The sequence below is a fragment of the Streptomyces sp. NPDC002825 genome (assembly GCF_040295385.1).
Lineage (GTDB): Bacteria > Actinomycetota > Actinomycetes > Streptomycetales > Streptomycetaceae > Streptomyces.
Window position 1 is genome coordinate 23,406 of record NZ_JBEOVH010000036.1, and the last position, 26,411, is coordinate 49,816.

Genomic DNA, 26,411 nt, shown 5'->3' on the forward strand with positions numbered 1-26,411 from the left:
TCAGAAGGTCGGGTGCAGTTCCGGACGCGCGTCCCACCAGGCCCGGTGGAAGGCGTTGTTGTCGACGTTCGCCAGATAGGCGCGGGCCGCCGCCCCGTACAGCAGCTCCGCCTGCGGGGCGGGTACCGCGGCCCGGTTCCAGGCGAGCCGGATCCGGCCCGTCACCGGATCGCCCTCGATCGGGCGCAGGACCGTGCCCTCCGCCGCCGGGGCCGTCGGCTGGCTCATCGAGATCGCCCGGCCCGCCGCGATCAGGTCGTAGTGCATCTTGCGGTCGGCGACCCGGTGCCGCAGCGAGGGCGTGAACCCCGCCCTCTCGCAGGCCGCGACCAGCGCCTCGGGGCCGCCGTCGTCGTCCTCCACCAGCGTCATCCAGGACTCGCCGGCGAGCTCGGCGAGCGCGATCCGCTCCCGGCCGGCCAGCGGGTGCGCGGCCGAGAGCCGCACGCAGAACGGTTCCTTGGGGACCAGGGTGCGGGCGCTCGTCCCCTCGGGCAGCGGCACCTCGTGGTCGTTGACCTCCCCGTACAGCACGGCGTCGTAGCGTCCCGCGCCGAGCTGCCGGGTCAGCGTCGTCGCCGAGTGCTCCACGGTGACCGAGAAGTCCTGCCCCGCCATGACCTGCTCCAGCTCTCCGAGGAGCCGGTCGACGAGGACGAGCAGGATGCAGCCGAGCCGCAGCGGCGTGTGCGGGGCGACGGCCCGCGCCCCGGCGGCCAGCGCGTCCATCTCGCCGAGCACGAGCCGCGCCTTGGAGAGCACGAACTCGCCCAGGGGGGTGGGCTCCACGCCGTGCCGGCCGCGCAGGAAGAGCTCCCCGCCCGCGACCCGCTCGATGCGGCGGAGCTGCGCGGAGAGGGCCGGCTGCGAGACCCCGAGCCGACCGGCGGCCCGCCCCAGACTTCCCGCCTCGGCTATCCGGCAGACGGCTTCGAGATGCCTCAACTCCAGCTGCATTTCAGCAGCGTACGCAGCGGTCCCTGGTCTGCACCATAACCCGCGTCTTATGCCGCGTGAGATGTCCCGAACTCGCCATGTCCACGCCCATACTCGGCGCGACGATCCGTCTCCCCCACCCTTGAACGGAGCACGACGTTGCACCCGACCAGACTCACGGCGGCCGTGGCCGCCCTGGCGCTCTCGGCGAGCCTCGCGACCGCCCTCGTCGGACCGGCGACCGCGGCGACCCCGCAGGCCCAGCCCGTACCCCCGGGCCACGGCAAGGCGCTCGCCCTCGCCGCCGCCGACCGGGCCGCGAGCAGCGGCCTCGACGAGCTGCGGCACGGCGCCGACGAGGACCTCGTCCGGACGTCCGTCACCCCCTGGGCGAACGGCCTGTACTACGCCTCGTACGAGCGCACCTACCGCGGCCTCCCGGTCGTCGGCGGCGACGCGGTCGTCGTCTCCGACAGCTCCGGCAAGGTCCGCGAGGTCACCGGCGCCCCGGCCCCCGCGATCCGGCTCTCCACGAAGGCGACCGTGACGGCCGACGCGGCCCTCGCCACCGCCCGCGGGCAGCTGGCCTCCGTCGAGAGCGCGAGCACCCCCGAGCTGACCGTGCTCCTCCAGGGCGGCAAGGCCGTCCTCACCTGGCACACCCTGGTCATCGGCCGCACCGCCGGGTCCGCCCCGAGCTCCCTCGACACCTTCGTCGACGCGCGCACCGGGGCCGTCGCCCGCGCCACCGACAAGATCCTGCACGCCGACGGCCGCGGCTACCACAACGGCAACGTCACCATCGACACCGCCGCCACCTCCATGACCGACACCAGCCGCGGCGGCTTCAAGTGCGGCGGCCAGAACGGCAGCGCCTACACCGGCTCCTCGCCGTGGGGCAACGGCAGCGCCAACGACCTGGTCACCGCCTGCGTCGACATCATGTACGCGGCGCAGAAGGAACACTCCATGCTCAAGGAGTGGTTCGGCTACAACGGCCAGAACGGGCAGGGCGGCATGGTCCCGGCCCGCGCCGGCCTCGGCGAGGTCAACGCGTACTACGACGGCACGAAGACCACGTACGGCCACAACCAGAACAGCAGCATGCAGCTCACCGGCATCGACGTCGTGGCGCACGAGTACGGCCACGAGATCTTCGACCGCACGCCGGGCAGCTCGGGCTCGTCCAACGAGAACGGCGGCATGAACGAGTCGACGGGCGACATCTTCGGCGCGCTCACCGAGCACTACGCCAACAACCCGAACGACACCCCGGACTACACGGTCGGCGAGAAGCTGAACTTCACCGGCAACAACCAGCCGATCCGCAACATGTACAACCCGTCGCTCATCAACAACGACCCCAACTGTTACACCCAGTTGACCTCCGGCACCGAGGTCCACGCCGGCGCCGGCCCGCAGAACCACTGGTTCTACCTGCTCGCCGAGGGCTCCAACCCGGGCGGCGGCAAGCCCAGCAGCCCGATATGTTCCGGCGGTCCGTCCTCCGTGACCGGCATCGGCATCCAGAAGGCCGGCAAGATCTTCATGGGCGCCCTGCTCATGAAGACCTCCTCCTGGAACCACCCGGCCGCCCGCAAGGCGACCCTGAGCGCCGCCAAGAACACGTACGGCAGCGCCGAGTGCAACGCGGTGAAGGCGGCCTGGAACGCGGTCGGCGTGCCGGCCCAGTCCGGTGAGACGGACTGCGGCGGCACCACGACCCCGGACTTCTCGCTCGCCCTGAACCCGTCCTCGGGCTCGGTGCAGCCGGGTGCCTCCGTCACCTCCACGGTGAACACCTCCACCACCGGCGGCAGCGCGCAGACCGTGCAGCTCTCGGCGAGCGGCGCCCCGAGCGGGGTCACCGTCTCCTTCAGCCCCGCCTCGGTGACCTCGGGCTCCTCGTCCACGATGACCGTGCAGGTCGCGGCGGGCACCGCCAACGGCACGTACCCGATCACCGTCACCGGTACGGGCTCCGCCACGCACACGGTCACCTACCAGCTGTCGGTCGGCACGACGACCCCGCCCACCGGCTGTGACAACACCGAGTACACGTACCAGGGTTCGCTGACCGACGGCGCGGCCGAGGCCCAGCCGGACGGCTCGTACTACTACTCGGCGACCTCCGGCACCCACGTGGGCTGCCTGCGCGGCCCGGCCGGCGCCGACTTCGACCTGTACCTGCAGAAGTGGAACGGGTCGACCTGGGCGGACGTGGCCGTCGGCGGCACGGCGACCGCCGACGAGGACACCAGCTACTACGGCACAGCGGGCTACTACCGGTACGTGGTCCACGCGTACAGCGGCTCCGGCTCGTACACGCTGGGCCTGAGCGCCCCGTAAGGGGATGAGCGGGGGCGCCGTCACGGACCGGGGGTTCCGTGGCGGCCGCCCCGGAGGGCCGGACGGTCGTATGTCCCACGGCCGTCCGGCCCTTCCTCCGTGCTCAGCCCACCTCGGCGAGCACGAACCCCGGCTCCTCGGCGCCCGCGTCCGCGATCCGCCCGCCGTCCGGGCCCCAGGCCCCGGCCAGGCCGCAGCCCATGCCGTCCTCGTTGGGCCCCAGGACGTTGCCGAGCACCACGTGCAGACCGAAGTCCCGGGCCCGCGCGGGATACACCTTCTCGAAGGAGTCGTTGTCGGAGCCGAGCACCGAACTCGCGAGGTACACCGCACAGTTGTCGGCCGCCGCCCGCTCGGCGAGCTCGGGGAAGCGGTTGTCGTAGCAGGTGGCCAGGGCGAAGCGGACCCCGTCGAGCGTGAACCGCCCGTCGGCGGCGCCCGGTTCGAAGACCTCGGCCTCGACGCCGTACAGGTGCTGCTTGTCGTAGCGGGCGAGGAGCGAGCCGTCGGGGCCGATCACGAGCGTGGTGATCCCGGCGCCCGAACCGCCCGTCCGCACGGGGCCGTTGACCACGGCCGCCGCGCCGGCGGCCCGGCACGCCTCCCGTACGGGGTCGAGTCGGGGGTCGTCCTCGGTGAGGACCAGCGCGGGGGTGTCGCGGATCAGGGAGGGCTCGTACCCGGTCAGGCAGAGCTCGGCGAAGACGACCACGCGGGCCCCCTCCGCCCCGGCCGCCCGGACCAGGTCGGCGATGGCACGGACGTTGGCGTCGATGTCCCCGGCGACCGGGGCGAACTGGGTGGCTGCGACGAACATGGCGGCCATCATCTCGCGCCCGCCTGTAAGGGTCAATATGGGGTTGAGTCTGTTAGCTCCCGGGCCGTCCCGCGCAGGACGGCGAGGAAGGCGTCCGCCGCGACCGTGGGGGCCGGCGGGGTGGCCGCGCAGATCCGGCGGTACGGGACGTCCTCCGGGTGGATCGTGACGAGCGCGACGTCCGGGCGGACCGAGGCCGCCGCGAGCGCCGGTACGAGCGTGACGCCCAGGCCCGCCGCCACCGCGCCCAGCTTCGCGATCCAGTCGTGGGCCAGCAGCCCGGTGCGCGGGCGGAACCCGGCCGCGACCGCCGGGCGGAACAGGGTGTCCTCCAGGCGCTCGTTGCCGACGATCCACTCCTCCTCCGCGAGCTCCCCGAGCCGCACCGCCCGCCGCCCCGCGTGCGCGTGCCCCCGTGCGAGCGCCACCAGCATCGGCTCGTCCAGGAGGTGGTGCAGCGTCACGCCCGGCGCCGGAGGAGCGTCCCGGGGCGGGCTGACCACCGCGAGATCCTCCTCCCCGGCGGCCACCAGACGCAGATGCTTCACGGAGGGCCCCTCCACCCGGCTGACCGTCACCCCTGGATGCCGCTCCCGGAACGCCGCCTGCGCGCGGGGCACCAGGGCAGCCGTGGCGCTGGAGAAGGAGCCGAGCCGCAGCAGTCCGCCGCCCAGGGAGCGCAGCGCCTCCAACTCCGCCCGGGCGGTGGCCAACCGGTCCCGGACCGCCTCGGCGTGCGGAACCAGCACCCGGCCCGCCTCGCTCAGCCGCACCCCGCGCGGCAGCCGCTCGAAGAGCTCCGCACCGACCTCGTCCTCCAGAGACTGCACCTGCCGCGAGACCGCGGACTGCGTATAGCCGAGCAGCCGGGCGGCGGCGGTGAAGGAGCCCGCGCGGGCGACCGCGAGGAACACCTCGTACAAGCCATGAGAAGAGCCATGAGCAGCAGGCATGGGAAGCATGCTAGACCCTCGCTTGTCGCATACCGGAGCTCGTCCTAGCGTCGAGGACATGACCCACACCCCGCAGAAGACCGCCTTCCTCGGCCTCGGCTCCATGGGCCTGCCCATGGCCCGCCGCCTCCTCGACGCCGGACACCCCCTGACCGTCTGGAACCGCACGGCCGCCAAGGCCGACGCCCTCGTCGCCGACGGCGCCGTCCGCGCCGCGACCCCCGCCGAAGCCGTCCGGGACGCCGCCGTCGTCGTCACGATGCTCGCCGACCCGGCCGCCGCCCTCGCCGTCGCGGACGAGCTGATCCCCGCGCTGCGCCCCGGCACCCACTGGGTCGACACCTCGACGGTCGGCCCGGACACCGTCGCCGCCCTCGCCGCCCGGCTCCCCGCCGGGGTCACCCTGATCGACGCGCCCGTCATGGGCAGCGTCGACCGGGCCGCCACCGGAGAGCTGATGATCCTCGCGGGCGGCGACACCGCGCCCGTCGCCGCCGTCCTCGACCGGCTCGGCGCCGTCACGCCCTGCGGCGGGCCCGGCACGGGAGCCGCCCTCAAGCTGGTCCTCATCAACGCCGCGATCGGCGGGGTCGCCCTCGTCGCCGAGGCCCTCGCGCTCGCCGGCGCCCTCGGCCTGCCGCGCGAGCTCGCGCTGCGCACCCTCGGCGCGGGCCCCCTCGCCGGCGCCGTCGGCCGGGCCACCGCCACCGGCTCGTACTTCCCGGTCGCCCTCGCCGCGAAGGACGTCGCCCTGGCCACGTCGGCGGCGAAGCTCCCCGTCCTGGAGGCGGTCCACCACCTGCTGACCGAGGACCCGGCCCTGCTCGGCGCGGACCTGGCGGCGATCGTCCGTTAGTCCCCCCGCAGCAGCCGCAGGAAGTCCCGGAAGGCGCCGGGCATGTCCACCGACGACGGGTCCAGGAGCCACTGGTACTGGAGGCCGTCCATCACCGCCGTGAGCAGCGGCGCCGCCCGTTCCGGGGTGAGGCCGCCGGGCAGCCGCTCGCCGAACTCCAGCCGCAGCACGTCCGCCATGTTGGCCCGCACCTGTGCGTACCGCTCGGTGAAGAACTCCCGCGCCGGATGCCCGTCGGTGACGCTCTCGCCGAGCAGTGCGGAGAAGGTCTGCACGATCCCCGGCCGCATCGCGTTGTACTCGACGAGGGACTCCAGGAGGTCGAGCCGCCAGCCCTCGCGGTCCCGGCCTCCGCTGGTGTCCCAGCGGTCCCGCTCCTCCAGGACGGCGACGAGCAGCGCCTCCTTCGTCGGGAAGTAGTGCAGCAGCCCCTGCTGGGTCAGCCCGACGCGCTCGGCGACGGCGCCGAGGGTGGCGCCCCGGTAACCGCGCTCGGCGATCACTTCGAGGGTGGCGCGCAGGATGTCCGCGCGGCGCTCCTCGCTTCTGGCCCGCACCATCGCCGGGGCCCCCTTCCGCAGGTTCGTCCGACAGGACCGTACCCCCTCTCGAAGGCAGGCAAGTAACGGAATGATTACGTCACCTACCGATCTACAGGTAGGTGGGTGCACGATGGGCGCATCGGGGTCATCCAGTACGTCAACGAGGAGGTACGGCCATGGCGGAGACCAGCGCGGAGACCGTGAGGAACGCGGTCGTCGAGGCGGCGCTCGGCAAGCTCGACCTGGACGCCAAGACCCGGCTGCTCGCGGGCCAGGACATGTGGTCCCTGCCCGCCCTGCCGGAGATCGGCCTGAAGTCCCTGGTCATGTCCGACGGCCCCATCGGGGTCCGCGGCGTCCGCTGGACCGCCGACGACCCGTCGATCGCCCTGCCGTCCCCGACCGCCCTCGCCGCCACCTGGGACCCCGCGCTCGCCCGCCGGGCCGGCCGCCTCCTCGCCCAGGAAGCCCGCCGCAAGGGCGTCCACGTCCTCCTCGCGCCCACGGTCAACCTGCACCGCACGCCCCTCGGCGGCCGCCACTTCGAGGCCTACAGCGAGGACCCGTACCTCACCGGCGCCATCGGCACCGGCTACGTCCAGGGCGTCCAGGACGGCGGCGTCGGCACCACCGTCAAGCACTTCGTCGCCAACGACGCCGAGACCGACCGCTTCACCGTCGACAACCGGATCGCCCCGCGCGCGCTCCGCGAGCTCTACCTCGCCCCCTTCGAGGCCATCGTCAAGAACGCCCGCCCGTGGGGCATCATGACCGCCTACAACCAGGTCAACGGCGTGACGATGACCGAACACCACCAGCTCGTGAACGAGGTCCTGCGCGGCGAGTGGGGCTTCGACGGCTACAACGTCTCCGACTGGATGGCCGCCCGCTCCACCACCGCCGACATCACCGGCGGTCTCGACGTCGCCATGCCGGGACCCGACACCGTCTACGGCCCGGCCCTCGCCGCCGCCGTCCGCGCCGGCGAGGTCGAGGAGTCCGCCGTCGACACCGCCGTGCGCAACGTGCTGCGGCTCGCCGCCCGCGTCGGCGCCCTCGAAGGCGCCCCGCCGGTCGTCACCGAGGACCCGGCCGCCATCGACGGCGACGCGCTCGCCCGGGAGATCGCCCGCCGCGGCTTCGTCCTCGTACGCAACGAGAACGCCCTCCCGTTGAAGAACGGCACCGTCGCCCTCTCCGGCGCCGCCGCCCGCGACGCCCGCGTCCTCGGCGGCGGCTCCGCCCAGGTCTTCCCCGACCACGTCGTCTCCCCGCTCGACGGCCTCACCGCCGCGCTCCCCGAGGGTGCGCTGAGCTACGCCGTCGGCGCCGACCCCAGCGAGGAACTCGCGCCCGCAGATCAGGGCTTCACCCTCCGCGCCCGCTGCCGCGACGCCGCCGGGAACGTCATCGGCGAGGGCTCCCTGCCCAACGGCCAGGTCCAGTGGATCGGCGACGACCTCCCCGAGGGCGTCACCCACGAAGCCCTCGCCTCCATCGAGGTCGTCGGCACCTTCACCCCGCGCGAGTCCGGCGAGCACGCCTTCGGCACCCGCGGCCTCGGCGCCTTCACCCTCGGCGTCGCCGGAAAGACCGTCTTCGACGGCGTGCAGGTCATGGGCCCCGAGACCGACCCCTTCGAGGCCTTCTTCGGCTCCCCGGTCGAGCGCGCCAAGGTCACGCTCACCGCCGGCGAGACCGTCGAGGTCTCCCTCCTGCACACCCTCGACAAGGAGTTCGCGGCCCCGCTCCCGGCCGTCATGTTCTCCTTCGTCCACCTCGGTCCCCGCCGTGACCCCGACGAACTGATCGCCGAGGCCGTCGAGGCCGCCCGCGCCGCCGACACCGCCGTCGTGGTCGTCGCCACCACCGAACGCGTCGAGTCCGAGGGCTTCGACCGCAAGGACCTGGCCCTCCCCGGCCGCCAGGACGACCTCGTACGGGCCGTCGCCGCCGCCAACCCGAACACCGTCGTCGTCGTCAACGCCGGCTCCCCGGTCGAACTGCCCTGGCGCGAGGACGTGGCCGCGGTCCTGCTCGGCTGGTTCCCCGGCCAGGAGGGCGGCGCCGCCCTCGCCGACGTCCTCACCGGCGCCGAGGAGCCCGGCGGCCGCCTCCCCACCACCTGGCCCGTCGCCCTCGCCGACGCGCCCGTCACCGAGGTCACCCCGACGGACGGCGAACTGCACTACACCGAGGGCGTCTTCATCGGCTACCGCGCCTGGGACAGGGCCGGCGCCGTCCCCGCGTACCCCTTCGGCCACGGCCTCGGCTACACCACCTGGTCGTACGACTCCCTGGTCGCCGCCCCCGACAAGGTCACCGTCCGCCTCACCAACACCGGCGACCGCCCGGGCCGCGAGACCGTCCAGATCTATCTGGCGCCCGTCTCCGACCGGGTCGAGCGCCCCGTCCGCTGGCTCGCCGGCTTCGCGAGCGTCGAGGCCGCGCCCGGCGAGACCGTCGAGACCGAGATCGCGCTGCCCCGCCGCGCCTTCGAGATCTGGGACGAGGACCGGCACGCCTGGACGTCCGTCGCGGGCGCGTACGAGGTCATCGCCGCGCACTCCCTGACGGACAGTCGCCTGACGGCCGCCCTGGAGGTCTGACCAGAGCCTCATGACCGGCCCCGGGGCGGCACCTGACAACCGCCCCGGGGCCCCTCACTCCTTCGTGATCCGCCGGTACGCGAGCTCCGCGAGCCGCGCCTGCCCGTCCTTGCTCGGATGGAACCAGTCCCAGGGGCTCAACTGCCCGCCGCCGAAACGGAACCCGAAGACCGCCCCGCCGTCGTACCGGCAGCGCGCGTCCTTCGCGCAGACCTGCTCCAGGACCTCGTTGTACGCCACCACCCGGTCCCGCACCGCGGCCCGCCGCCGCTCGGCCGCCGGACCCAGGTCCTCCGCGTCCGCCAGCATCGCCCCGCAGATCCCCAGCTTCCACACCTTGCGCCCCATCGGGCTCACCCGCCCCGTCGACCACAGGTGCTTCAGGTCCGGCACGCTCGCCACGTACACCTGCGCCTTCGGCGCGCCCGCCCGCAGCCGGGCGAGGGCCGACTCGAAGGAGGCACGGAAATCGGCCACCGGGGTCATCAGGTCCGGGGTGGCCCGGCAGGCGTCGTTCGCCCCCATCATCACCGTCACCAACTCGGGCTTCTCGGCGGCCGCCCCGGCCATCTGCTCCGGGAGCTCCGCCATCCGCGCGCCCGTCCTCGCCAGGTTCCAGCTGCGGGTGGCCACCTTCTCCGGGCCGAGCAGCCGCAGCGCCAGACTGTTCACGGCGGTGTCCGTGCCGGTCGCCCACGACACCTCCGGGCAGTCCGACAGGACCGAACAGGCGTCGAAGGCGCGGGTCACGGAGTCGCCGACGGCCGCGACGGAGGCGGGGGAGACGTCCCACAACGGGGCCGGCTTCGGCACCGGTCTCGCCGAGGGAGCCTTCGCCGCCGGGGCCCCGGCCGTGCAGCCGGAGAGCAGCCCGCCGCACAGCAGCGCGGCCGTCACGGTGGCGACAGCGGTACGAAATCGGCCTCGGCCGCGCATCCCCGGCCCCTCCTTCGGCGTCCTGGCGGGTGAAAGCTTCGTGTCCACCGGCCCCCGGACCGACCGTACGTCACACCGATGACGGTGCGGCACGGTAGCTTTTCCCCCGTCGAACCAGAGGCGCCTTCGCCAACCGGCTCCGGTAAATTACATCACGTCACATGCTGTCCCCTTTTAGAGGGTTTGCGATGTTCTGCTCCTGATGCTGTTTACTGAGGCCGCTGGGCAAGGCGAACCTCGTCCCACACTGGAGGTCCCGGTGACGACACGTGGAGTCCTGTACGTACACTCCGCACCGCGCGCGCTGTGCCCGCACGTCGAATGGGCGGTCGCGGGCGTCCTCGGTGCGAGGGTCCAGCTCGACTGGATCCGCCAGCCGGCGTCCCCCGGCACCTGGAGAGCCGAGTTCTCCTGGCAGGGCCAGACCGGCACCGCCTCCAAACTCGCCTCCGCGCTCCGCGGCTGGCAGATGCTCCGCTTCGAGGTCACCGCGGAGCCCTGCCCCACCGCCGAGGGCGAGCGCTACAGCGCCACCCCCGACCTGGGCATCTTCCACGCCGTCACCGGCATGCACGGGGACATCCTGATCCCCGAGGACCGGCTGCGGGCCGCCCTCGCCCGCTCCGCGCAGGGCGAGACCCAGCTGGAGGCGGAGATCGCCAAGCTGCTCGGCAAGCCCTGGGACGACGAACTGGAACCCTTCCGGTACGCGGGCGAGGGCGCCCCCGTCCGCTGGCTGCACCAGGTCGTCTGACGCGCTTCACCAGCGCGTTGTAGATTCCCGCGCGGGCGCGCAGGGGGCGCGCCGGGTGGGGAGAGAAGCGATGCGTGACGGTATACCGGGCGCTGCGTTCGGCGCGGCGGCGGTCTTCCTGGGGGCGGGTGTCATCGGCGGCGCCTGGCCGACGGGCTGGGCGGCCCTCGTGTGCGCCCTCGGGTGCGGGGTGGTGGGGGCGACGCTCCTCGCGGTACGGCGGCGCGGTACGGCCTCCGAGGCCCCGGAGGAGGTACGGGACGCGGTCTCTGCCGTGAAATCCGTACGGCCCGGCCGGTCCTCGCTCGTCGCCGCCGCCGTGGTCTGGGCGCTCGCCCTCCTCGCTGGCGGCATCTGGACGCTCACGGCCGGGGACGACACCGAGGCCGGGGCACCCGCGAAACCCTCGGCGTCCTCCGACGCGAAACCCTCGGCGTCCTCCGACGCGAAGCCCTCCGTCAGGTGGGTGGTCCCGGCCGCCGGTCAGAGGGGCGACAAGGGCGTCGGCTCCTGGGGCCTCGGTCCCACCGTCGCCCACGGACGGATCGACGGACTCTTCGCCTACGACTCCGCCGACGGCTCCCTCCGCTGGAGCGTGCCCGCGCCCCCACGCGAGGCGTTCTGCGCCATGTCCCCGCAGACCGCAGAGGGCGTGGGCCTGGTCGCGCACGGCCGCTACGAGAAGCCCTGCGCGGCCCTGCTCGCCGTCCGCGCCTCGGACGGCAAGGTCCTGTGGAAGCGGCACCTCGGCGGCGAGGGTCTCGACGGCGGCGCGCTCGCCGTCGGCGGCGCCACCGCCGTCACCGCCGAGGACGGAGCCGTACGGGCCAGGTCCACCGAGACCGGAGAACAGCGCTGGCAGCGCCGGCTCGGCAAGGACTGCACGGTCCTCGCGCTCGACGCCGACGCCACCCGTACCCGCCTCGTCGAGCAGTGCGGCAAGGGCGCACGGCTCGTCGCCCTGGACACCCGTACCGGAGACCAGCGGTGGACCCGGGACCTGCCCGTCGAGTCGGCGGCCACGGCGTCGGTGGTCTCCGTCTCCCCGCTCGTCGTCGACGTCGACGAGGCGGACGCCCGCGGTACCCACGCCTTCCTGGGCTTCGACGACGAGGGAGCCCCCACCGCGACCGTGCCGCTCACCGGCCCCGAGGGCGCCCTCTCCGCCCTCTGGAGCGTGGCCGACGGCCGTACCGTCAGGCCGCTCGTCCTCGACGGCCTCCTCATCACCTTCGCCGAGAAGGACTCGATCTCGCCCAGCACGGTCGTCGCGTACTCCCTGAAGGACGGCCGGAAGGTCTGGGCGCACCACAGCGAGGAACAGCTGATGGCGCTCGCGGCGGAGCCCGACGGCAGCGTCGCCTACCTGGGGTTCGGCGCCTCCGTCACCCTCCTCGACCGCTCGACGGGCAAGGTCCGCAAGGTTCTCGCACCCGACGCGGGCAAGCGGCCGACGGTCTCCATCCACCCGGAGCTGGTCCCCGTCCCAGGCGGCCACGTCGTCCTCAACCAGATCCTCCTCCAGAGCGAACCGGCGGCCTTCGCCCTCCGCTGACCCACGAGAAAGGCCCACCCCCGACCAGGGGGTGGGCCTCACAGTTCAGTCGCGGATCAGACCGTACGGAACGCCAGCACCACGTTGTGGCCGCCGAAGCCGAACGAGTTGTTGATCGCGGCGATCGTGCCCTGCGGGAGTTCGCGGGGCTCGTCGCGGACGATGTCCGCCTCGACGTCCGGGTCCAGCTCGTCGACGTTGATCGTCGGCGGGGCCAGGCGGTTGTGGAGGGCCAGGACCGTCGCGACGGTCTCGATGCCGCCCGCGCCGCCCAGGAGGTGACCGGTCATCGACTTGGTCGCGGAGATCGCGACGTGGTCCAGGTCGTCGCCCAGGACCTTCCGCAGCGCCTTGATCTCGGCGACGTCGCCCTGCGGCGTCGACGTGGCGTGCGCGTTGAGGTGGACGACCTCGGACGGCTTGAGGTCCGTCGAGTCCAGCAGGTTCTGCATCGCGGCGGCGATGCCCCGGCCGGTCGGCTCGGGCTGCGCGATGTGGTGGCTGTCGGCCGACAGACCCTGGCCGAGCACCTCGCAGTAGATGCGGGCGCCGCGCGCCTTCGCGTGCTCCTCGGACTCCAGGATCACGACACCCGCGCCCTCGCCGAGCACGAAGCCGTCGCGGCCGGTGTCGTAGGGACGCGAGGCCTTCGTCGGCTCGTCGTTGTTCTTGGACATCGCCATCATGTTGGCGAAGGCGGCGATCGGCAGCGGGTGGATCGCGGCCTCGGTACCGCCGGCGACGACCACGTCGGCACGGCCGGTACGGATCATCTCGACGGCGTAGCCGATCGCCTCGGCACCCGACGCGCACGCGGAGACGGGGGTGTGGACGCCCGCCCGGGCGTTCACCTCAAGGCCCACGTTCGCGGAGGGGCTGTTCGGCATGAGCATGGGCACGGTGTGCGGGGAGACGCGGCGGACGCCCTTCTCCTTCAGCACGTCGTACTGGTCGAGCAGCGTGGTGACACCGCCGATGCCGGAGGCGATGACGGAGCCGAGCCGCTCGGGCGCGATCTTCTCGTCCTCACCGGCCGGGGCGGTGTAGCCCGCGTCGGCCCACGCCTCACGGGCCGCGATCAGCGCGAACTGCGCCGAGCGGTCCAGCTTGCGGGCCAGCGGGCGGGGCAGCACGTCGCCGGGGTCGACCGCGGCGAGGGCCGCGATCTTGACGGGCAGTTCGGCGAAGCGCTCGCCCTCGAGGGGCCTGACGCCGGAGCGTCCCGCGATCAGACCTTCCCAGGTCGATGCGGAGTCGCCACCCAGCGGTGTGGTTGCGCCGAGACCGGTGACGACCACGGTGCGATTGGTCGAGCTCACAGGAATTCTTTCTCCACGTGTGTGATGGTCGAAATACGGCGCCACCGCCGGGTGGCGAACCGAGTCAGCGAGGACCGGATCAGTCCTGGTGCTTCAGGATGTAGGCGGCAGCGTCGCCCACGGTCTTGAGGTTCTTGACGTCCTCGTCGGGGATCTTGACGTCGAAGCGCTCTTCGGCGGCGACGACGACCTCGACCATGGACAGCGAGTCGACGTCCAGGTCGTCGGTGAAGGACTTGTCCAGCTGGACGTCCTCGACGGGGATGCCGGCGATCTCGTTGACGATCTCGGCGAGACCGTCGACGATCTCCTTCTCGGTGGCGGCCATGTGGCGCTCCTTCTTGTGTCTGTACTGAGGAAAACGGCTTCCGGAAGGTCCGGAGTGCCTAGGGGAGGGTAACGACCGTCGCGGCGAAGACGAGACCCGCCCCGAAGCCGATGACGAGCGCGGTGTCGCCGCTCTTCGCCTGCCCGGTCGCCAGGAGCCGCTCCATCGCGAGCGGGATCGAGGCGGCCGAGGTGTTGCCGGTGGTCTCCACGTCACGGGCGACCGTGACGTGCTCCGGCAGCTTCAGAGTCTTCACCATCGAGTCGATGATCCGCATGTTCGCCTGGTGCGGGATGAAGACGTCGAGGTCGTCCGCCGAGATGCCGGCGGCGTCCAGCGCCTGCTGGGCGACCTTCGCCATCTCGAAGACGGCCCAGCGGAAGACCGCCTGGCCCTCCTGCGTGATGGCGGGGAACTTGATCTCGCCCTGCTGGTTGAGGGGCAGCTTCGACACGTCGCCGACCTGGAACTCGTTCCACGGCACGGTCTGCTTGATCGTCTCGGACTTGTCGCCCTCGGACCCCCACACGGTGGGGCCGATGTGCGGCTCGTCCGAGGGGCCGACGACCACGGCGCCGGCGCCGTCGCCGAACAGGAAGGCCGTCGCGCGGTCCTCCAGATCCGTCAGGTCGCTGAGCCGTTCGACGCCGATGACGAGGACGTACTCGGCGGAACCCTCGACGATCATGCCCTTGGCGAGGGTCAGGCCGTAGCCGAAGCCCGCGCAGCCGGCGGAGATGTCGAACGCGGCCGGCTTACCGGCGCCGATCTTGTCGGCGATCTCGGTGGCGACGGCCGGGGTCTGCTTGAAGTGCGAGACCGTGGAGACGATCACGGCACCGATCTGCTCCGGGTTGATCCCCGCGTCGGCGATGGCCTTGCCCGAGGCCTCCACCGACATGGCGGCGACCGTCTCCTCCGGGGAGGCCCAGTGGCGGGTGGCGATGCCGGAGCGCGAGCGGATCCACTCGTCGGACGAGTCGATCTTCTCGAGGATCACCTCGTTCGGCACGACCCGGGTCGGGCGGTAGCCGCCGACACCGAGGATCCGCGCGTACGGGGCGCCCTTGCTGGGCTTGATCTTCGACATGTTCCTCGACACTCCTTGTCAGACGGCCGCGTGCTCGGCGATGAGCGTACGGGCCGCGTCCAGGTCGTCGGGAGTCTTGAGGGCGACCGTGGCCACCCCCGGCAGGGCCCGCTTGGCGATGCCGGTCAGGGTGCCGCCGGGGCACACCTCGATCAGCGCCGTCGCGCCGAGCTCCTGGAAGGTCTCCATGCACAGGTCCCAGCGGACCGGGTTCGCGACCTGGCCGACCAGGCGGGCCACGACCTCGGCGCCGTCGGTGACGACCTGTCCGTCCTTGTTGGAGACGTAGCGGGTGGTCGGGGCGGCCGGGGACAGCTCCTTGGCCGCCTCCTCCAGCTTCGCCACGGCCGGGGCCATGTGGTGCGTGTGGAACGCGCCGGCGACCTTGAGCGCGACGACCCGGCGGACGCCCTCGGGCTTGTCCGCCTCCAGGGCGGCCAGCTGCTCCAGGGTGCCTGCGGCCACGATCTGGCCGGCGCCGTTCACGTTGGCCGCGGTCAGGCCGAGCTTCTCCAGGTGCGGGACGGTGACCTCGGGGTCGCCGCCGAGCAGCGCCGACATGCCCGTCGCGGTGATCGCGGCGGCCTCGGCCATCGCGAGACCACGGGTGCGGACGAGGCGCAGCGCGGCCTCGTCGTCGAGGACGCCCGCGAAGGCGGCGGCGGTGAACTCGCCGACGCTGTGACCGGCGACGACGCCGGCGACGCGCGCCGACTCGGCGGCGGAGTTCCCGTCGCCGAGCGCGGCCGCGGACAGCAGGCCGGCGGCGACGAGGAGGGGCTGTGCCACGGCGGTGTCACGGATCTCGTCCGCGTCCGCCTTCGTGCCGTAGTGGACGAGGTCGAGCCCGATCGCGTCCGACCAGGCCGCGAGGCGGTCGGCGGCGCCGGGGAGTTCGAGCCAGGGGGTCAGGAAGCCGGGCGTCTGGGCGCCTTGGCCGGGAGCGACGAGTACGAGCACCCTCACACCTTCTCTTGGGGACGGCTTCGAGCGCCCGTGGGGACAGGGACGAAGAACCGTCGGGGGATTTGTTGGTGTTCGACAAAAGTCTAGGACTGCGGATCTCCGTCGGCCAAGCGTCCCAGGATGAGGGCGATCCGCAGCGTGAACGCGGAGCGAACATCGGAGGGTGACCAACCGGTGACGTCGGTCACACGTCGCAGCCGGTAGCGCACGGTGTTCGGGTGGACGAAGAGCATCCGGGCCGCGCCCTCCAGGCTGCTCGCCTGCTCCAGATACACACTGAGAGTTTCGAGCAGCGCCGAGCCCGCCTCCTCCAGCGGTCTGTAGATCTCCTCCACCAGTTGCTCGCGTGCCGAAGGGTCGGAGGCGATGGCGCGCTCCGGGAGGAGATCGTCCGCCAGAACCGGCCGCGGCGCGTCCTGCCACGCCGAGCAGGCCTTGAGCCCTGCGGCGGCTGCCTGGGCGGACCGGGTCGCGGCGAGCAGGTCGGGCACGACGGGCCCGGCGACGACGGGCCCGGGCGCGTACGGCCCGATCAGCGCCTTCGCGACGGCGAGCGGATTGTCGTTGCCGCCGGCGATGACGACGAGCCGGTCGCCGAGGACGCCGGTGAGGACCTGGAGCTTGGCGTGCCGGGCGGCGCGGCGGATCGCCTCGACGGTGAGCTCGCTGTCCCCGTCGGGGGCGGTGCCGAGGACGACGCACACGTGGTCGGGCGAGTTCCAGCCGAGCGCGGCGGCGCGGGAGACGGCCCCTTCGTCGGCCTCCCCCGAGAGCACCGCGTTCACGACGAGCGATTCGAGCCGGGCGTCCCAGGCGCCCCGGGCCTCGGCGGCCTGCGCGTACACCTGGGCGGTGGCGAAGGCGATCTCGCGGGCGTAGACGAGCAGGGCCTCCCTGAGGACGCTCTCGTCCCCGGGGGCGGCGACCTCCTCGATGGCCGACTCCATGACCTCGATGGTCGTCCGGACCATCTCCACGGTCTGCCGCAGGGTGATCGCGCGGGTCAGCTCGCGGGGCGCGGTGCCGAAGACGTCCGTCGAGATGGCCTGAGGGGTCTCCGGGTGCCGGAACCACTCGGTGAACGCGGCGATACCGGCCTGGGCGACCAGACCGATCCACGACCGGTTCTCGGGCGGCATCGCGCGGTACCACGGCAGCGTCTCGTCCATGCGGGCGATGGCGCCGGCGGCGAGCCGCCCGGACGACTGTTCGAGGCGCTTCAGGGTCGCGGCGTGCGGATGGGCGGCGTTCACGGGTTCAGGCACGGGGACAAGACTGCCTTATCGGGACGCCGGCGTGCGGGGGCGGGGCTACGGTACGTGCGTGATACGCATCCAGCGCGCCGGCGAGCGCTACCCCGGGGGCGACCCGGCGGCCGGGATCGAGACCCGGCACGCCCTGTCCTTCGGGCCGTACTACGACCCCGAGAACCTCCGCTTCGGCGCGCTCCTCGCCTGCAACGAGGAGCGGCTCGCGCCGGGCGCCGGCTTCGACGAGCACCCCCACTCCCACACGGAGATCGTGACCTGGGTGGTGGAGGGCGAGCTCACGCACGCCGACAGCACGGGGCACACGTCGGTGGTCCGCCCCGGGGACCTCCAGCACCTCAGCTCGGCGGCGGGCGTCCGCCACGTCGAACGCAACGACGGCACGGTCCCGCTGGTCTTCGTCCAGATGTGGCTGGCCCCGCGGGAGCCGGGCGGCACGCCCTCGTACGAGGTGGTACGGGACGTCGGGGCCGGCTACGACGTCCCGGCGGCGGGAGCGGTCCTCCGCGTGGCGCGCCTGGACGCGGACGAGTCCGCCACGCTGCCTGCCGCGGACCACACGTACGTCCACGTGGTACGGGGCGGGGTGCGGCTGGCGGGGGAGGAGCTGGTGCGGGGGGACGCGGCGAGGCTGACGGGGGAGGGCCCGGTGAACGTCCACGCGACGACCCCGACGGAGTGCCTGATCTGGCAGATGCGCTCCGAGTAGGCCCCCCGTTGTGGGCATGCGTTCCTCCCCCAGACTTCGTCCGGGAGGTGCCCCCAGGGCGGAACGGGTGGGCACAACGGAACGGCGCCCCTGCCGGCGCCAGAGGCTCCCGCGCCTGAACCCGCACCACCCGCTCGGTGCACATGGGGTGCGGGTCCAGGCCCGGAACGCGGACGCCGCCGAGGGCGCCGTCCCGAGTGCCCACCCTCCCCCAAGCTCTCGGCTTCGCTCGAGCAGGGGGGACCCCCATCGCCCTGCGGGACGATTGCCCACACGGCAGCGGGGCACCGCCCCCACGCGGGCGCGGGTCCGGGCGGGCAGGCCGCGTCAGCGCAGCGCGCTCTTCGACTTCCAGGTCGGCCACGGCACGTTCCACGCCCCGTACCCGTTCCCCTCCGCCACGGTCCCCTTCGTCTCCCGCCCCGAGATCTCGAAGGGGTCACCCACGTTCACCGACGCGTAGAACGACGCCGCGTTCGCGTCGCTCATCCCGATGCACCCGGAACTGTGGTTCTCCTTGCCGAAGTACGCCGCGTTCCACGGCGCCGCGTGCGCGTACATCCCCGACCACGTCAGCCGCATCGAGTAGTCGACGTCCTTGTTGTAGGCGTCGCCGAGGCCGACCGTCTCCGAGTTCATGTTGATGGTGCCCTCCTTCGCCATCAGCACGGCCGTCCCCCGCCAGGACCGCTTGTCGCCGCCGGGCGTGCCGCCGGAGACGGGGATCGTGCGGACCGTCCGCCCGTCCCGCACGACACTCAGCCGGTGCGCGTCGAGGTCGACCTTCACGACCTGCGCCGCGCCGACGGTGAAGCCGGTGCGGTAGTCCCGTACGAACCAGCCGCCGCCCGAGTCCGTGCCGTCGAGGTCCGCTTCGAGGGTGACCTTCGTGCCCGGCTTCCAGTACTCCCGCGGCCGCCAGTCCACCCGGTCGCGACCCGAGTAGTCCTTGACCCAGCCCCAGGAGCCCTCGGTGCCGTTCGAGGTGGTGACCTTGAGCTGCTTCTCCACGTCCGCCTTCCGCGTGACCGGCAGGTCGAAGACGATCGAGAGGGGGTGGGCGATGCCGACGGTGGTGTTCTTGCCGGGCGCCAGGGTCAGCTTGTTGACCTTCCCGGGCTCCGGGGTCGCGAAGGACGACCGGCTGGTCGACTCCTCGCCGCCGGCGGTCCGGGACGTCACCTCGACCGTGTAGGTGGTGCCGGGCACCGCCTTGCGGTCGGAGGTCCAGTTCGTACCGCCCGCGTCCGTACGGCCCTCCAGGACACCGCCGTCGGCGTCGACGACCCGTACCGCCGCGAGCGTGCCGCCGGAAGCGGTCACCGTCACCGGGCTGCCGGCCGTCTTCTTCACGACCGTCACCTTCGCCGGGGGCGCGTCGGACGCCGCGGCCCGTGCCCCGGACGAGCCCCCGTCCGCCGCCTGGGCCGTGCAGGCGGTGAGGGACACGGTCAGCGCGACGACCGCCAGGGCGGGACGTGAGGTGCGTATCGGCAGCACGGAAGACCTCCGCGGTGTGAGGGAGAAAGGGTGGGATGTCCTGGACTGTAGGCCGCCACCGAGCACCCCCGGGGCGCCGGACGCCTCTGTGACGGCGGCTGCGGCAGAACGGTCATCGTCCGGTCACAAACGCCGCGCGCAACCGTCGAATTCGGCTGTGAGCCTGCTGTGCGCCCCACCACCGAGGGGCGGAACAAGGAGGCTCCCGTTGTGTCAGCGCTGCTCGTGACGGCCGCACCCGCCGACCGTCGCGCCCCCGCAGGACCGGTCAGGCTCGGGCCCGTGACCCCCGACGCGTACCGCGCGTTCCTCGACTCCCGCTCCGGCGCGGAGGGGCCCAGCTTCCTCCAACTCCCCTCCTGGGCCCAGGTGAAGGAGGGATGGAACCACCAACTGGTCGGCTGGGGACGGGAGGGGGACGCCCTCTCGGGCGTCGCGCTCGTCCTCCTCCGGCCCTTCCCCGGCACCCGGAAGTACTTCGCCTACCTGCCCGAAGGGCCCGTCGCCGACTGGGCCGACCCCGACCTCGACGGCTGGCTCGACCCGCTCCTCGGCCATCTGCGCTCCCTGGGCGCCTTCGCCGTCCGCATGGGACCCGGGCCCGCCTACCGCCGGTGGAACGCCGCCACCGTCAAGGCCGGCGCCGGACCGGGCCGCCGGCTCTCCGACGTCCTCGCCGACGAGGTCGACCCGCTGGGAACCGCCGTCGCCGAGCGGCTGCGCGCCCGTGGCTGGCGCAAGTGCGGCGGCGACTCCGAGGACGGCGCCGACGCCCAGCCCCGGCACGTCTTCCAGGTCCCGCTCACCGGCCGCAGCACCGACGACCTGTGGACCGGCCTCAACCAGGAGTGGCGGCGCAACGTCCGCAAGGCCCGCAAGTCCGGCGTCGAGGTCGTCGTCGGCTCCGCCGCCGACCTCCCCGAGTTCTACCGGCTGCTCCGCATCACCGAGGAACGCGACGGCTTCCGCCTCGGCCGCTCCCTCGCCTACTACGAGCGCCAGTACGCCGTCCTCAACGCCGAGCAGCCCGGTCGCATGAAGCTCTACCTCGCCCGCCACGAGGGCGAGATCCTCGCCGCGCACACCATGCTCACCGTCGGCGGCCGCGTCTGGTACCAGACCGGCGCCTCCGCCGACCACCGCCGCGAGGTCCGCCCCTCCAACGCCCTCCAGTGGCGCATGATGCTCGACGCCCACGCGCTCGGCGCCGCCGTCTACGACCTGCGCGGGGTACCCTCCACCCTTGATCCGGACGACCGCGCCCACGGGCTCCTTCGCTGGAAGCTCGGCACGGGCGGGCAGGTCGTCGAGACGCTGGGGGAGTGGGAGATTCCGATGCAGGGCACGACCAACGGGGCGCTGTACCGCGCCTTCCAGGCCTATCTGGCCCGTCGATGACGGCGACGCTCACCGAGGCGCCGCCCGAGCCGAAGTCCTCCGCCCTGCGCAGCGGCGCCCTCATGGCCGCCGGCTCGCTCGTCTCCCGCGCCACCGGCTTCGTCCGGGCCTCCGTCGTCGCCGCCGCGCTCGGCGCGGGCCTCGTCGCCGACGGGTACGCGGTCGGCAACTCCGTCCCCACCATCGTCTACATGCTGCTCCTCGGCGGCGCCCTCAACGCCGTCTTCGTCCCCGAACTCGTCAAGGCCGCCAAGGAGCACGAGGACGGCGGCGTCGCCTACACCGACCGCCTCCTCACCCTCTGCGCGCTGGCCCTCGCCGCGCTCACGGCGGTCGCCGTACTGGGCGCGCCGCTGATCGTCGACACGTACACCGACTACGTGGGCGGACAGCGGGACATGACGATCGCCTTCGCGCGCGCGTGCCTGCCGCAGATCTTCTTCCTCGGCCTCTTCACCCTGCTCGGACAGGTCCTCAACGCCCGGGGCCGGTTCGGCGCCATGATGTGGACCCCCGTCCTCAACAACGTGGTCGCCGTCACCGTCTTCGGTCTCTTCCTGGCCGTGAGCGACGGCGGCGAGCTCACCGCGGGGGAGACCGCCCTCCTCGGCTGGGGCACCACCGCGGGCATCGCCGTCCAGGCCCTCGCCCTGCTGCCCTCGCTGCGCGCCGCCGGCTTCCGCTGGCGGCCCCGCTTCGACTGGCGCGGCAGCGGCCTCGCCGCCCCGCTGCGCTCCGCGGGCTGGCTGGTGCTGCTCGTCCTCACGAACCAGGGCGCGTACTGGGTGACGACCTGGATCGCCACCTCGGCGGGCGGCCTGGTGCGGGACGGCGGCGCGGGCCTCGCCGCGTACAACAACGCGTACCTGCTGTGGACCGTCCCGCACGGCATCATCACCGTCTCCCTCGTCACGGCGCTGCTGCCCCGGATGAGCGGCGCGGCGGCCGAGGGCGACCTCGCGGGGGTCCGGCGGGACGTCTCGTACGCCCTGCGCACCAGCGCCGCGGCCGTCGTCCCGGCGGCCTGCGCGCTCCTCGCCCTCGCCGTCCCCCTGATGACGCTGGTCTTCGGGTACGGGGCGACCGGCGGCGACGACGTGCGCGCGATGTCCTGGACCCTGATGGCCTTCGCGCCGGGCCTGGTCGCCCTGTCCGGCCAGTACGTGTGCACCCGGGCCTTCTACGCCCTGCGGGACACCCGCACCCCGTTCTTCCTGAACCTGGTCATCGCCGCCCTGAACGCGGGCCTGTCCCTGGCCGCGTACCACTTCCTCCCGACCCGCTGGGCCGTCACCGGAATGGCGGCGGCGTACTCGCTCGCCCTGTGGGCGGGCTGGGCGGCCACCGCGTACGTGCTGCGCCGACGCCTCGGCGGCACGGCGAGCGGGGCGGCGAGCGGCACGGCGAGCGGGGCGACGGGCGGAGCGGTCCCCGCGCTGGCCCGGCTGCTCGTGGCGGCCGTGCCGGCGGCGGGCTACGGCCTGTTCGCCGCGGACACGACGGCAGTGGCGGGGCCGGTCGTGGCGGGCCTCGCCGGAGCGGCGACGATCCTGGCGGTCTTCGCCCTCCTCTCCCGCCCCCTGCGCCTCACGGAGCTCCAGGCCCTCCTCGCCTCGGCCACGACCCGCCTCCGCCTCCGCCGCACCTGACCCGCCCCGCCCCGTGGGGGCGCCCGAACCGACCTTGGGATACTCCACACATGCCCCGCGTGCTCCTCATAGAAGACGACCCCTCCGTCCGCGAAGGGGTCGAGCTGGGTCTGCGCCGCCGCGGGCACGAGGTCCGGACCGCCCCCACCGGCGAGGCGGGGCTCGCCGCCCTCGGGGAGTTCCGGCCCGACCTGCTGCTCCTGGACCTGATGCTCCCCGGCATGAACGGCGTCCAGGTGTGCCGGCAGGTCCGGGAGAGCAGCCAGCTGCCGATCATCATGCTCACCGCGCGCGGCGACGACTTCGACGTCGTCGTCGGCCTGGAGGCCGGGGCCGACGACTACATCGTCAAGCCCGCCCGCACCGAGGTCATCGAGGCCCGGATACGGGCCGTGCTGCGGCGCATCGAGGAGCCCGGCTCCGGCCGGTCCGCCGTCGAGTTCCACGGGGAGCTCGCGATCGACCGGGCAGGCCTGACCGTCGCCAAGGCCGGCGAGCGCCTCGCCCTCGCCCCCTCCGAGCTGAAGCTGCTGCTGCACCTCACGGCCCACCCCGAACAGGTCTTCAGCCGCCAGCAGCTCCTCGAACACGTCTGGGAGCACAGCTACCACGGCGACGCCCGGCTCGTGGACGCCTGCGTCCGCCGGCTGCGGAACAAGATCGAGGACACCCCGGGCGAACCCCGGTACATCCAGACCCTGCGCGGCTTCGGCTACCGCTTCGGTCCGCTGTGAAGGCCTGCGTGACCCCGGAGCCCGACACCGAGCCGCAGGCGGGACGGGCCCGCCGCCGCGCCCGCCGCCCACGTCCGCACCCCTTCGGCCTCCGTACCCGCCTCGTCCTCGCCTTCCTCCTCGTCGCGGCCGTCGGCTGCGGCACCACCGCCGCGCTCACCTACCGCGCCGCCCGCAACGCCATCCTGGAGCAGACCCAGGACACCGCCGTCTCCGCCCTGCGCGACCAGGTCGACCCGCTCGTCATCACCCTCCCCGCCGACCCGGAACACCTGCGCGAGGTGGTCCTCGGCATCGCCCGCCAGGGCAAGCCCCGCCCCTGGCGCGTCTACGCCGAGTACGGCTCCGTCCGCGTCTCCTCCACCGACCGCCCCACCTCCTCCGTCATCACCCCGGAGCTGCGGGCCCGCGCCCAGGGCCGGCAGGCCACCCCGCACGGCAGCTTCCAGCGGGTCGTGAAGAACGGCACCCCGTACCTGACCATCGCCGTCCCCGCCGTCTTCCGCACCCACGCGACCCAGGGAACGGCCCAGCCCACCGGCCTCGTCTTCTACGCCGTCATGGAGCTCGACGACGAGGAGGCGAACATCGAGGCCATGGTCAGCGCCGCCCGCGACGGCGCCCTGCCGGCCCTTGCCGTGGCCCTGATCCCCGCGCTCATCGCCTCGCGCAGCGTGCTCCGCCCCGTACGGGAACTGCGGCACGCGGCCCACAGCATGGGCCGGGGCCGGCTCGACACCCGCATCCACGCCAAGGGCAGCGACGAACTCGCCGATCTCGCCCGCACGTTCAACGAGTCCGCCGCCGAGCTGGAACGTTCCGTCACGGAACTCCGCGACGCCGAGGCCCGCGCCCGCCGCTTCGCCTCCGACGTCTCGCACGAACTGCGCACCCCGCTCGCCGGAATGCTCGCGGTCACCGAGGTCCTCGACGAGGACGCCGGGAGCCTCGACAGCGACACCGCCCGCGCCGTGCGACTGATCAGCGCCGAGACCGGGAAGCTCGCCGTGCTCGTCGAGGACCTGATGGAGATCTCCCGCTTCGACGCGCGCGCCGCCGAGCTGCACACCGACGAGGTCGACGCCGCCGACTGCGTCCGCAAGACCCTCCAGCACCGGCACTGGACCGACCCGGCGCAGGTCGTCCCGTACCTGGAGGAGGGCATCAGGGCCCGGCTCGACCCGCGCCGATTCGACGTCGTCGTCGCCAACCTCGTCGGCAACGCCCTGCGGCACGGGGCGGCGCCGGTGACGGTCAGGCTGTACGCGGAGGGGAACGAGCTCGTGACGGAGGTCGCCGACCGGGGGCCGGGCATCCACCCGGACGTGCTGCCGCACGTCTTCGACCGCTTCTACAAGGCGGACCAGGCCAGGACCCGTTCGGCGGGCAGCGGCCTCGGTCTGGCGATCACCCTGGAGAACGTCCGGCTGCACGGCGGCACCGTCCGGGCCGCCAACCACCCGGCGGGCGGGGCGGTCTTCACCGTGCGGATGCCGCTGTGAGGCGCCGGACGGCCGCCGCCGCGGCCCTGCTCGGGGTGGTGTCGCTCGCCGCCTGCGGGATCCAGCAGAGCGACGTCGTCGAGGCGGGCGGCGCAGCGACCGTCGCGGTGAACCCGCCGCCCGAGTTCCGCATGGTGCTCTACTTCCTCGGGCCGGACGGCCGGCCGACGCCGGTGGCGCGCGACGACGGCCGGCTGTTCCCCGATCCGTCGTCCGCCGCGGGCGTCTCCGAGTCGGAGGAGGACCGGAAGACCCAGGCGCTGCGCGAGAGCCATGGCACCTCGGTCGCCACCGACAAGGTGCTCGCCGCGCTCCTCGCGGGACCGGCCGACGCCGACAGGGCGGCCGGTCTCACGACGGGCCTGCCGGCGGCCGGGACATCCGGGTTCGCACCGCACGCCGAGCCGATCGAGGAAGCCGGCGTGACCGCGGAGGGCCGCCGGATCCTCCGGGTCCGGACGTCGTTCCCCGTCATGAACCTGTCGGACGCGGCCGTCCAGCAGCTGGTGTGCACGGTCGCGTACGCCGAGGACGGCGGGGGCATGGCCGAGGTGACCCTCGCCGGCGAGGACGGCACCCTCCCGGCGACCCGCTGCGAGCGCTGAGACCCGCAGACGCGTGGACCGGTGGATCGGGGGACCCGTAGCGCCGTGGACCGGTGGATCGGGGGACCCGTAGCGCCGTGAACCGGTGGATCGGGGGACCCGTAGCGCCGTGAACCGGTGGATCGGGAGACCCGTAGCCCCGTGCAACGGTGGATCGGGGGGCCCGCAGACCCTTGTACCCGTAGTCCTGTCCGCGTCAGAGGGCGCGCAGGTCCGCGAGGACCGCGTCCGTGAACGGCGGCCAGGCCTCGACCGCCCACGGCCCGAAGGGCCGGTCGGTGAGCGCCACGCACGCGGCCCGCGCGTCCGGGTCGATCCACAGGAACGTGCCGGCCTGCCCGAAGTGCCCGAAGGTGCGCGGCGAGGAGCTCGCGCCCGTCCAGTGCGGGGACTTGCCGTCGCGGATCTCGAAGCCGAGCCCCCAGTCGTTCGGCCTCTGGTGACCGTAACCGGGCAGGATGCCGGTCAGACCGGGGTACGTGACGGTCATCGCGTCCAGGACGGTCCGCGGGTCGAGCAGCCGCGGCGCCTGCACCTCGGCGGCGAACCGCACGAGGTCGTCCACGGTCGACACGCCGTCCTTCGCGGGGGAACCCTCCAGGGTCGTCGAGACCATGCCGAGCGGCTCGAGGACCGCCTGGTGCAGATACTCGGCGAAGGGGATGTCGGTGGCCTTGGCGACATGGTCGCCGAGCGCCTCGAAGCCGGTGTTGGAGTAGATCCGGCGGGTGCCCGGCGCGGCCGTCACCCGATTCTCGTCGAACGCCAGCCCCGAGGTGTGGGCGAGGAGATGGCGGACGGTCGCGCCCTCGGGCCCGGCCGGCTCGTCGAGGTCGATCGCCCCCTCCTCGTACGCGACGAGGACGGCGTACGCCGCGAGCGGCTTGGTGACCGAGGCGAGCGGGAAGCGCTGCCCGGTGGGGCCGTGGGACCCGGCCAGGGTGCCGTCCGCACGGACCACGGCGGCCGCCGCGGTGGGGACGGGCCAGTTCTCGATCGACGCCAGACTCGGCAGGCTGCTCTGCATGACGCCGAG

The 26,411-nt window shown here is 73.2% G+C and carries 23 protein-coding genes; 11 read left to right on the forward strand and 12 right to left on the reverse strand.

Annotation, left to right across the window (positions count from 1 at the left end; translation table 11 throughout):
* The gene (locus ABT041_RS33240; protein ID WP_351191531.1) at positions 1 to 957 is read right to left on the reverse strand and encodes a LysR family transcriptional regulator; all 957 of its coding nucleotides are present in this window, start codon (positions 955 to 957) and stop codon (positions 1 to 3) included.
* A gap of 138 nt (positions 958 to 1,095) precedes the next feature.
* Between ABT041_RS33240 and ABT041_RS33245 the strand changes: the two genes are divergently transcribed.
* Entirely contained in the window at positions 1,096 to 3,285 is a 2,190-nt protein-coding gene (locus ABT041_RS33245) for a M4 family metallopeptidase (RefSeq protein WP_351191533.1), read from the forward strand.
* A 103-nt stretch (positions 3,286 to 3,388) separates the two neighbouring features.
* Here ABT041_RS33245 and ABT041_RS33250 read toward each other — a convergent pair whose 3' ends face one another.
* Both ABT041_RS33250 and ABT041_RS33255 read right to left on the reverse strand, forming a co-directional pair.
* Positions 3,389 to 4,102: a carbon-nitrogen hydrolase family protein gene (locus ABT041_RS33250; RefSeq protein WP_351191535.1), complete on the reverse strand. Its 714-nt coding sequence runs from the start codon at positions 4,100 to 4,102 to the stop codon at positions 3,389 to 3,391.
* A gap of 32 nt (positions 4,103 to 4,134) precedes the next feature.
* A complete protein-coding gene (locus tag ABT041_RS33255; RefSeq protein WP_351191648.1) occupies positions 4,135 to 5,016 on the reverse strand; it encodes a LysR family transcriptional regulator in 882 nt (293 codons plus the stop codon).
* A gap of 97 nt (positions 5,017 to 5,113) precedes the next feature.
* Here ABT041_RS33255 and ABT041_RS33260 point away from each other — a divergent pair, with 97 nt between their 5' ends.
* The gene (locus tag ABT041_RS33260) at positions 5,114 to 5,911 is read left to right on the forward strand and encodes an NAD(P)-dependent oxidoreductase (RefSeq protein ID WP_351191537.1); all 798 of its coding nucleotides are present in this window, start codon (positions 5,114 to 5,116) and stop codon (positions 5,909 to 5,911) included.
* On the opposite strand, the gene ABT041_RS33265 is transcribed toward ABT041_RS33260, so the two are convergent.
* Positions 5,908 to 6,471, reverse strand: a complete 564-nt coding sequence (locus ABT041_RS33265) for a TetR/AcrR family transcriptional regulator (RefSeq protein ID WP_351191539.1) — start codon at positions 6,469 to 6,471, stop codon at positions 5,908 to 5,910. The two genes, ABT041_RS33260 and ABT041_RS33265, sit on opposite strands and share 4 nt — an antisense overlap.
* A 158-nt stretch (positions 6,472 to 6,629) precedes the next feature.
* On the opposite strand from ABT041_RS33265, the gene ABT041_RS33270 reads away from it, so the two are divergent.
* Positions 6,630 to 9,062, forward strand: coding sequence for a glycoside hydrolase family 3 protein (locus ABT041_RS33270; RefSeq protein ID WP_351191541.1), 2,433 nt, complete (start codon positions 6,630 to 6,632; stop codon positions 9,060 to 9,062).
* A gap of 54 nt (positions 9,063 to 9,116) precedes the next feature.
* On the opposite strand, the gene ABT041_RS33275 is transcribed toward ABT041_RS33270, so the two are convergent.
* On the reverse strand, positions 9,117 to 9,998 hold the full coding sequence (locus ABT041_RS33275; RefSeq protein WP_351191543.1) for an SGNH/GDSL hydrolase family protein: 882 nt from the start codon (positions 9,996 to 9,998) through the stop codon (positions 9,117 to 9,119).
* Positions 9,999 to 10,257: 259 nt separating this feature from the next.
* Here ABT041_RS33275 and ABT041_RS33280 point away from each other — a divergent pair, with 259 nt between their 5' ends.
* On the forward strand, positions 10,258 to 10,752 hold the full coding sequence (locus ABT041_RS33280) for a DUF3145 domain-containing protein (RefSeq protein WP_041129084.1): 495 nt from the start codon (positions 10,258 to 10,260) through the stop codon (positions 10,750 to 10,752).
* A gap of 70 nt (positions 10,753 to 10,822) precedes the next feature.
* Positions 10,823 to 12,307: an outer membrane protein assembly factor BamB family protein gene (locus ABT041_RS33285; RefSeq protein WP_351191546.1), complete on the forward strand. Its 1,485-nt coding sequence runs from the start codon at positions 10,823 to 10,825 to the stop codon at positions 12,305 to 12,307.
* 56 nt (positions 12,308 to 12,363) lie between these two features.
* Here the strand turns inward: ABT041_RS33285 and fabF are convergent, their stop codons facing one another.
* The 5 genes from fabF to fasR all read right to left on the reverse strand — a co-directional run bounded on the left by fabF (position 12,364) and on the right by fasR (position 17,275).
* Positions 12,364 to 13,626, reverse strand: a complete 1,263-nt coding sequence (gene fabF, locus ABT041_RS33290; RefSeq protein WP_351191548.1) for a beta-ketoacyl-ACP synthase II — start codon at positions 13,624 to 13,626, stop codon at positions 12,364 to 12,366.
* A 79-nt stretch (positions 13,627 to 13,705) separates the two neighbouring features.
* The gene (locus ABT041_RS33295; RefSeq protein WP_351191550.1) at positions 13,706 to 13,954 is read right to left on the reverse strand and encodes an acyl carrier protein; all 249 of its coding nucleotides are present in this window, start codon (positions 13,952 to 13,954) and stop codon (positions 13,706 to 13,708) included.
* A 58-nt stretch (positions 13,955 to 14,012) separates the two neighbouring features.
* Positions 14,013 to 15,044 carry a ketoacyl-ACP synthase III gene (locus ABT041_RS33300; RefSeq protein WP_351191552.1) on the reverse strand — a complete coding sequence of 344 codons (1,032 nt, stop codon included), beginning with the start codon at positions 15,042 to 15,044 and terminating at the stop codon, positions 14,013 to 14,015.
* 18 nt (positions 15,045 to 15,062) lie between these two features.
* Positions 15,063 to 16,004: an ACP S-malonyltransferase gene (locus ABT041_RS33305; protein WP_351191554.1), complete on the reverse strand. Its 942-nt coding sequence runs from the start codon at positions 16,002 to 16,004 to the stop codon at positions 15,063 to 15,065.
* 89 nt (positions 16,005 to 16,093) lie between these two features.
* A complete protein-coding gene (fasR, locus tag ABT041_RS33310; protein ID WP_351191556.1) occupies positions 16,094 to 17,275 on the reverse strand; it encodes a fatty acid biosynthesis transcriptional regulator FasR in 1,182 nt (393 codons plus the stop codon).
* A gap of 58 nt (positions 17,276 to 17,333) precedes the next feature.
* On the opposite strand from fasR, the gene ABT041_RS33315 reads away from it, so the two are divergent.
* The gene (locus ABT041_RS33315) at positions 17,334 to 17,987 is read left to right on the forward strand and encodes a pirin family protein (RefSeq protein WP_502976649.1); all 654 of its coding nucleotides are present in this window, start codon (positions 17,334 to 17,336) and stop codon (positions 17,985 to 17,987) included.
* A gap of 327 nt (positions 17,988 to 18,314) precedes the next feature.
* Here ABT041_RS33315 and ABT041_RS33320 read toward each other — a convergent pair whose 3' ends face one another.
* Positions 18,315 to 19,487, reverse strand: a complete 1,173-nt coding sequence (locus ABT041_RS33320; protein ID WP_351191558.1) for an Ig-like domain-containing protein — start codon at positions 19,485 to 19,487, stop codon at positions 18,315 to 18,317.
* A 210-nt stretch (positions 19,488 to 19,697) separates the two neighbouring features.
* Between ABT041_RS33320 and ABT041_RS33325 the strand changes: the two genes are divergently transcribed.
* Genes ABT041_RS33325 through ABT041_RS33345 form a run of 5 tightly spaced genes read left to right on the forward strand, consistent with a single transcriptional unit; the run spans position 19,698 to position 25,375 of the window.
* On the forward strand, positions 19,698 to 20,885 hold the full coding sequence (locus ABT041_RS33325; RefSeq protein ID WP_351191559.1) for a lipid II:glycine glycyltransferase FemX: 1,188 nt from the start codon (positions 19,698 to 19,700) through the stop codon (positions 20,883 to 20,885).
* Positions 20,882 to 22,534: a murein biosynthesis integral membrane protein MurJ gene (murJ, locus tag ABT041_RS33330; protein ID WP_351191561.1), complete on the forward strand. Its 1,653-nt coding sequence runs from the start codon at positions 20,882 to 20,884 to the stop codon at positions 22,532 to 22,534. Before ABT041_RS33325 ends, murJ begins: the two co-directional genes overlap by 4 nt.
* A gap of 50 nt (positions 22,535 to 22,584) precedes the next feature.
* On the forward strand, positions 22,585 to 23,268 hold the full coding sequence (locus tag ABT041_RS33335) for a response regulator (protein ID WP_351191563.1): 684 nt from the start codon (positions 22,585 to 22,587) through the stop codon (positions 23,266 to 23,268).
* An 8-nt stretch (positions 23,269 to 23,276) separates the two neighbouring features.
* The gene (locus ABT041_RS33340; protein WP_351191565.1) at positions 23,277 to 24,770 is read left to right on the forward strand and encodes an ATP-binding protein; all 1,494 of its coding nucleotides are present in this window, start codon (positions 23,277 to 23,279) and stop codon (positions 24,768 to 24,770) included.
* Positions 24,767 to 25,375, forward strand: a complete 609-nt coding sequence (locus tag ABT041_RS33345; RefSeq protein WP_351191567.1) for a hypothetical protein — start codon at positions 24,767 to 24,769, stop codon at positions 25,373 to 25,375. The genes ABT041_RS33340 and ABT041_RS33345 overlap by 4 nt, the downstream gene beginning before the upstream one ends.
* Before the next feature lie 196 nt (positions 25,376 to 25,571).
* Here the strand turns inward: ABT041_RS33345 and ABT041_RS33350 are convergent, their stop codons facing one another.
* Positions 25,572 to 26,402: a serine hydrolase domain-containing protein gene (locus tag ABT041_RS33350; protein ID WP_351191569.1), complete on the reverse strand. Its 831-nt coding sequence runs from the start codon at positions 26,400 to 26,402 to the stop codon at positions 25,572 to 25,574.
* Positions 26,403 to 26,411: the final 9 nt, after the last annotated feature.

Coding starts and splice junctions, on each gene's coding strand:
- ABT041_RS33240 (WP_351191531.1), bottom strand. CDS start 957: ATGCAGCTGGAGTTGAGGCATCTCGAAGCCGTCTGCCGGATAGCCGAG.
- ABT041_RS33250 (WP_351191535.1), bottom strand. CDS start 4,102: ATGTTCGTCGCAGCCACCCAGTTCGCCCCGGTCGCCGGGGACATCGAC.
- ABT041_RS33260 (WP_351191537.1), top strand. CDS start 5,114: ATGACCCACACCCCGCAGAAGACCGCCTTCCTCGGCCTCGGCTCCATG.
- ABT041_RS33265 (WP_351191539.1), bottom strand. CDS start 6,471: ATGGTGCGGGCCAGAAGCGAGGAGCGCCGCGCGGACATCCTGCGCGCC.
- ABT041_RS33270 (WP_351191541.1), top strand. CDS start 6,630: ATGGCGGAGACCAGCGCGGAGACCGTGAGGAACGCGGTCGTCGAGGCG.
- ABT041_RS33275 (WP_351191543.1), bottom strand. CDS start 9,998: ATGCGCGGCCGAGGCCGATTTCGTACCGCTGTCGCCACCGTGACGGCC.
- ABT041_RS33285 (WP_351191546.1), top strand. CDS start 10,823: ATGCGTGACGGTATACCGGGCGCTGCGTTCGGCGCGGCGGCGGTCTTC.
- ABT041_RS33295 (WP_351191550.1), bottom strand. CDS start 13,954: ATGGCCGCCACCGAGAAGGAGATCGTCGACGGTCTCGCCGAGATCGTC.
- ABT041_RS33300 (WP_351191552.1), bottom strand. CDS start 15,044: ATGTCGAAGATCAAGCCCAGCAAGGGCGCCCCGTACGCGCGGATCCTC.
- murJ (WP_351191561.1), top strand. CDS start 20,882: ATGACGGCGACGCTCACCGAGGCGCCGCCCGAGCCGAAGTCCTCCGCC.
- ABT041_RS33335 (WP_351191563.1), top strand. CDS start 22,585: ATGCCCCGCGTGCTCCTCATAGAAGACGACCCCTCCGTCCGCGAAGGG.
- ABT041_RS33350 (WP_351191569.1), bottom strand. CDS start 26,402: ATGCAGAGCAGCCTGCCGAGTCTGGCGTCGATCGAGAACTGGCCCGTC.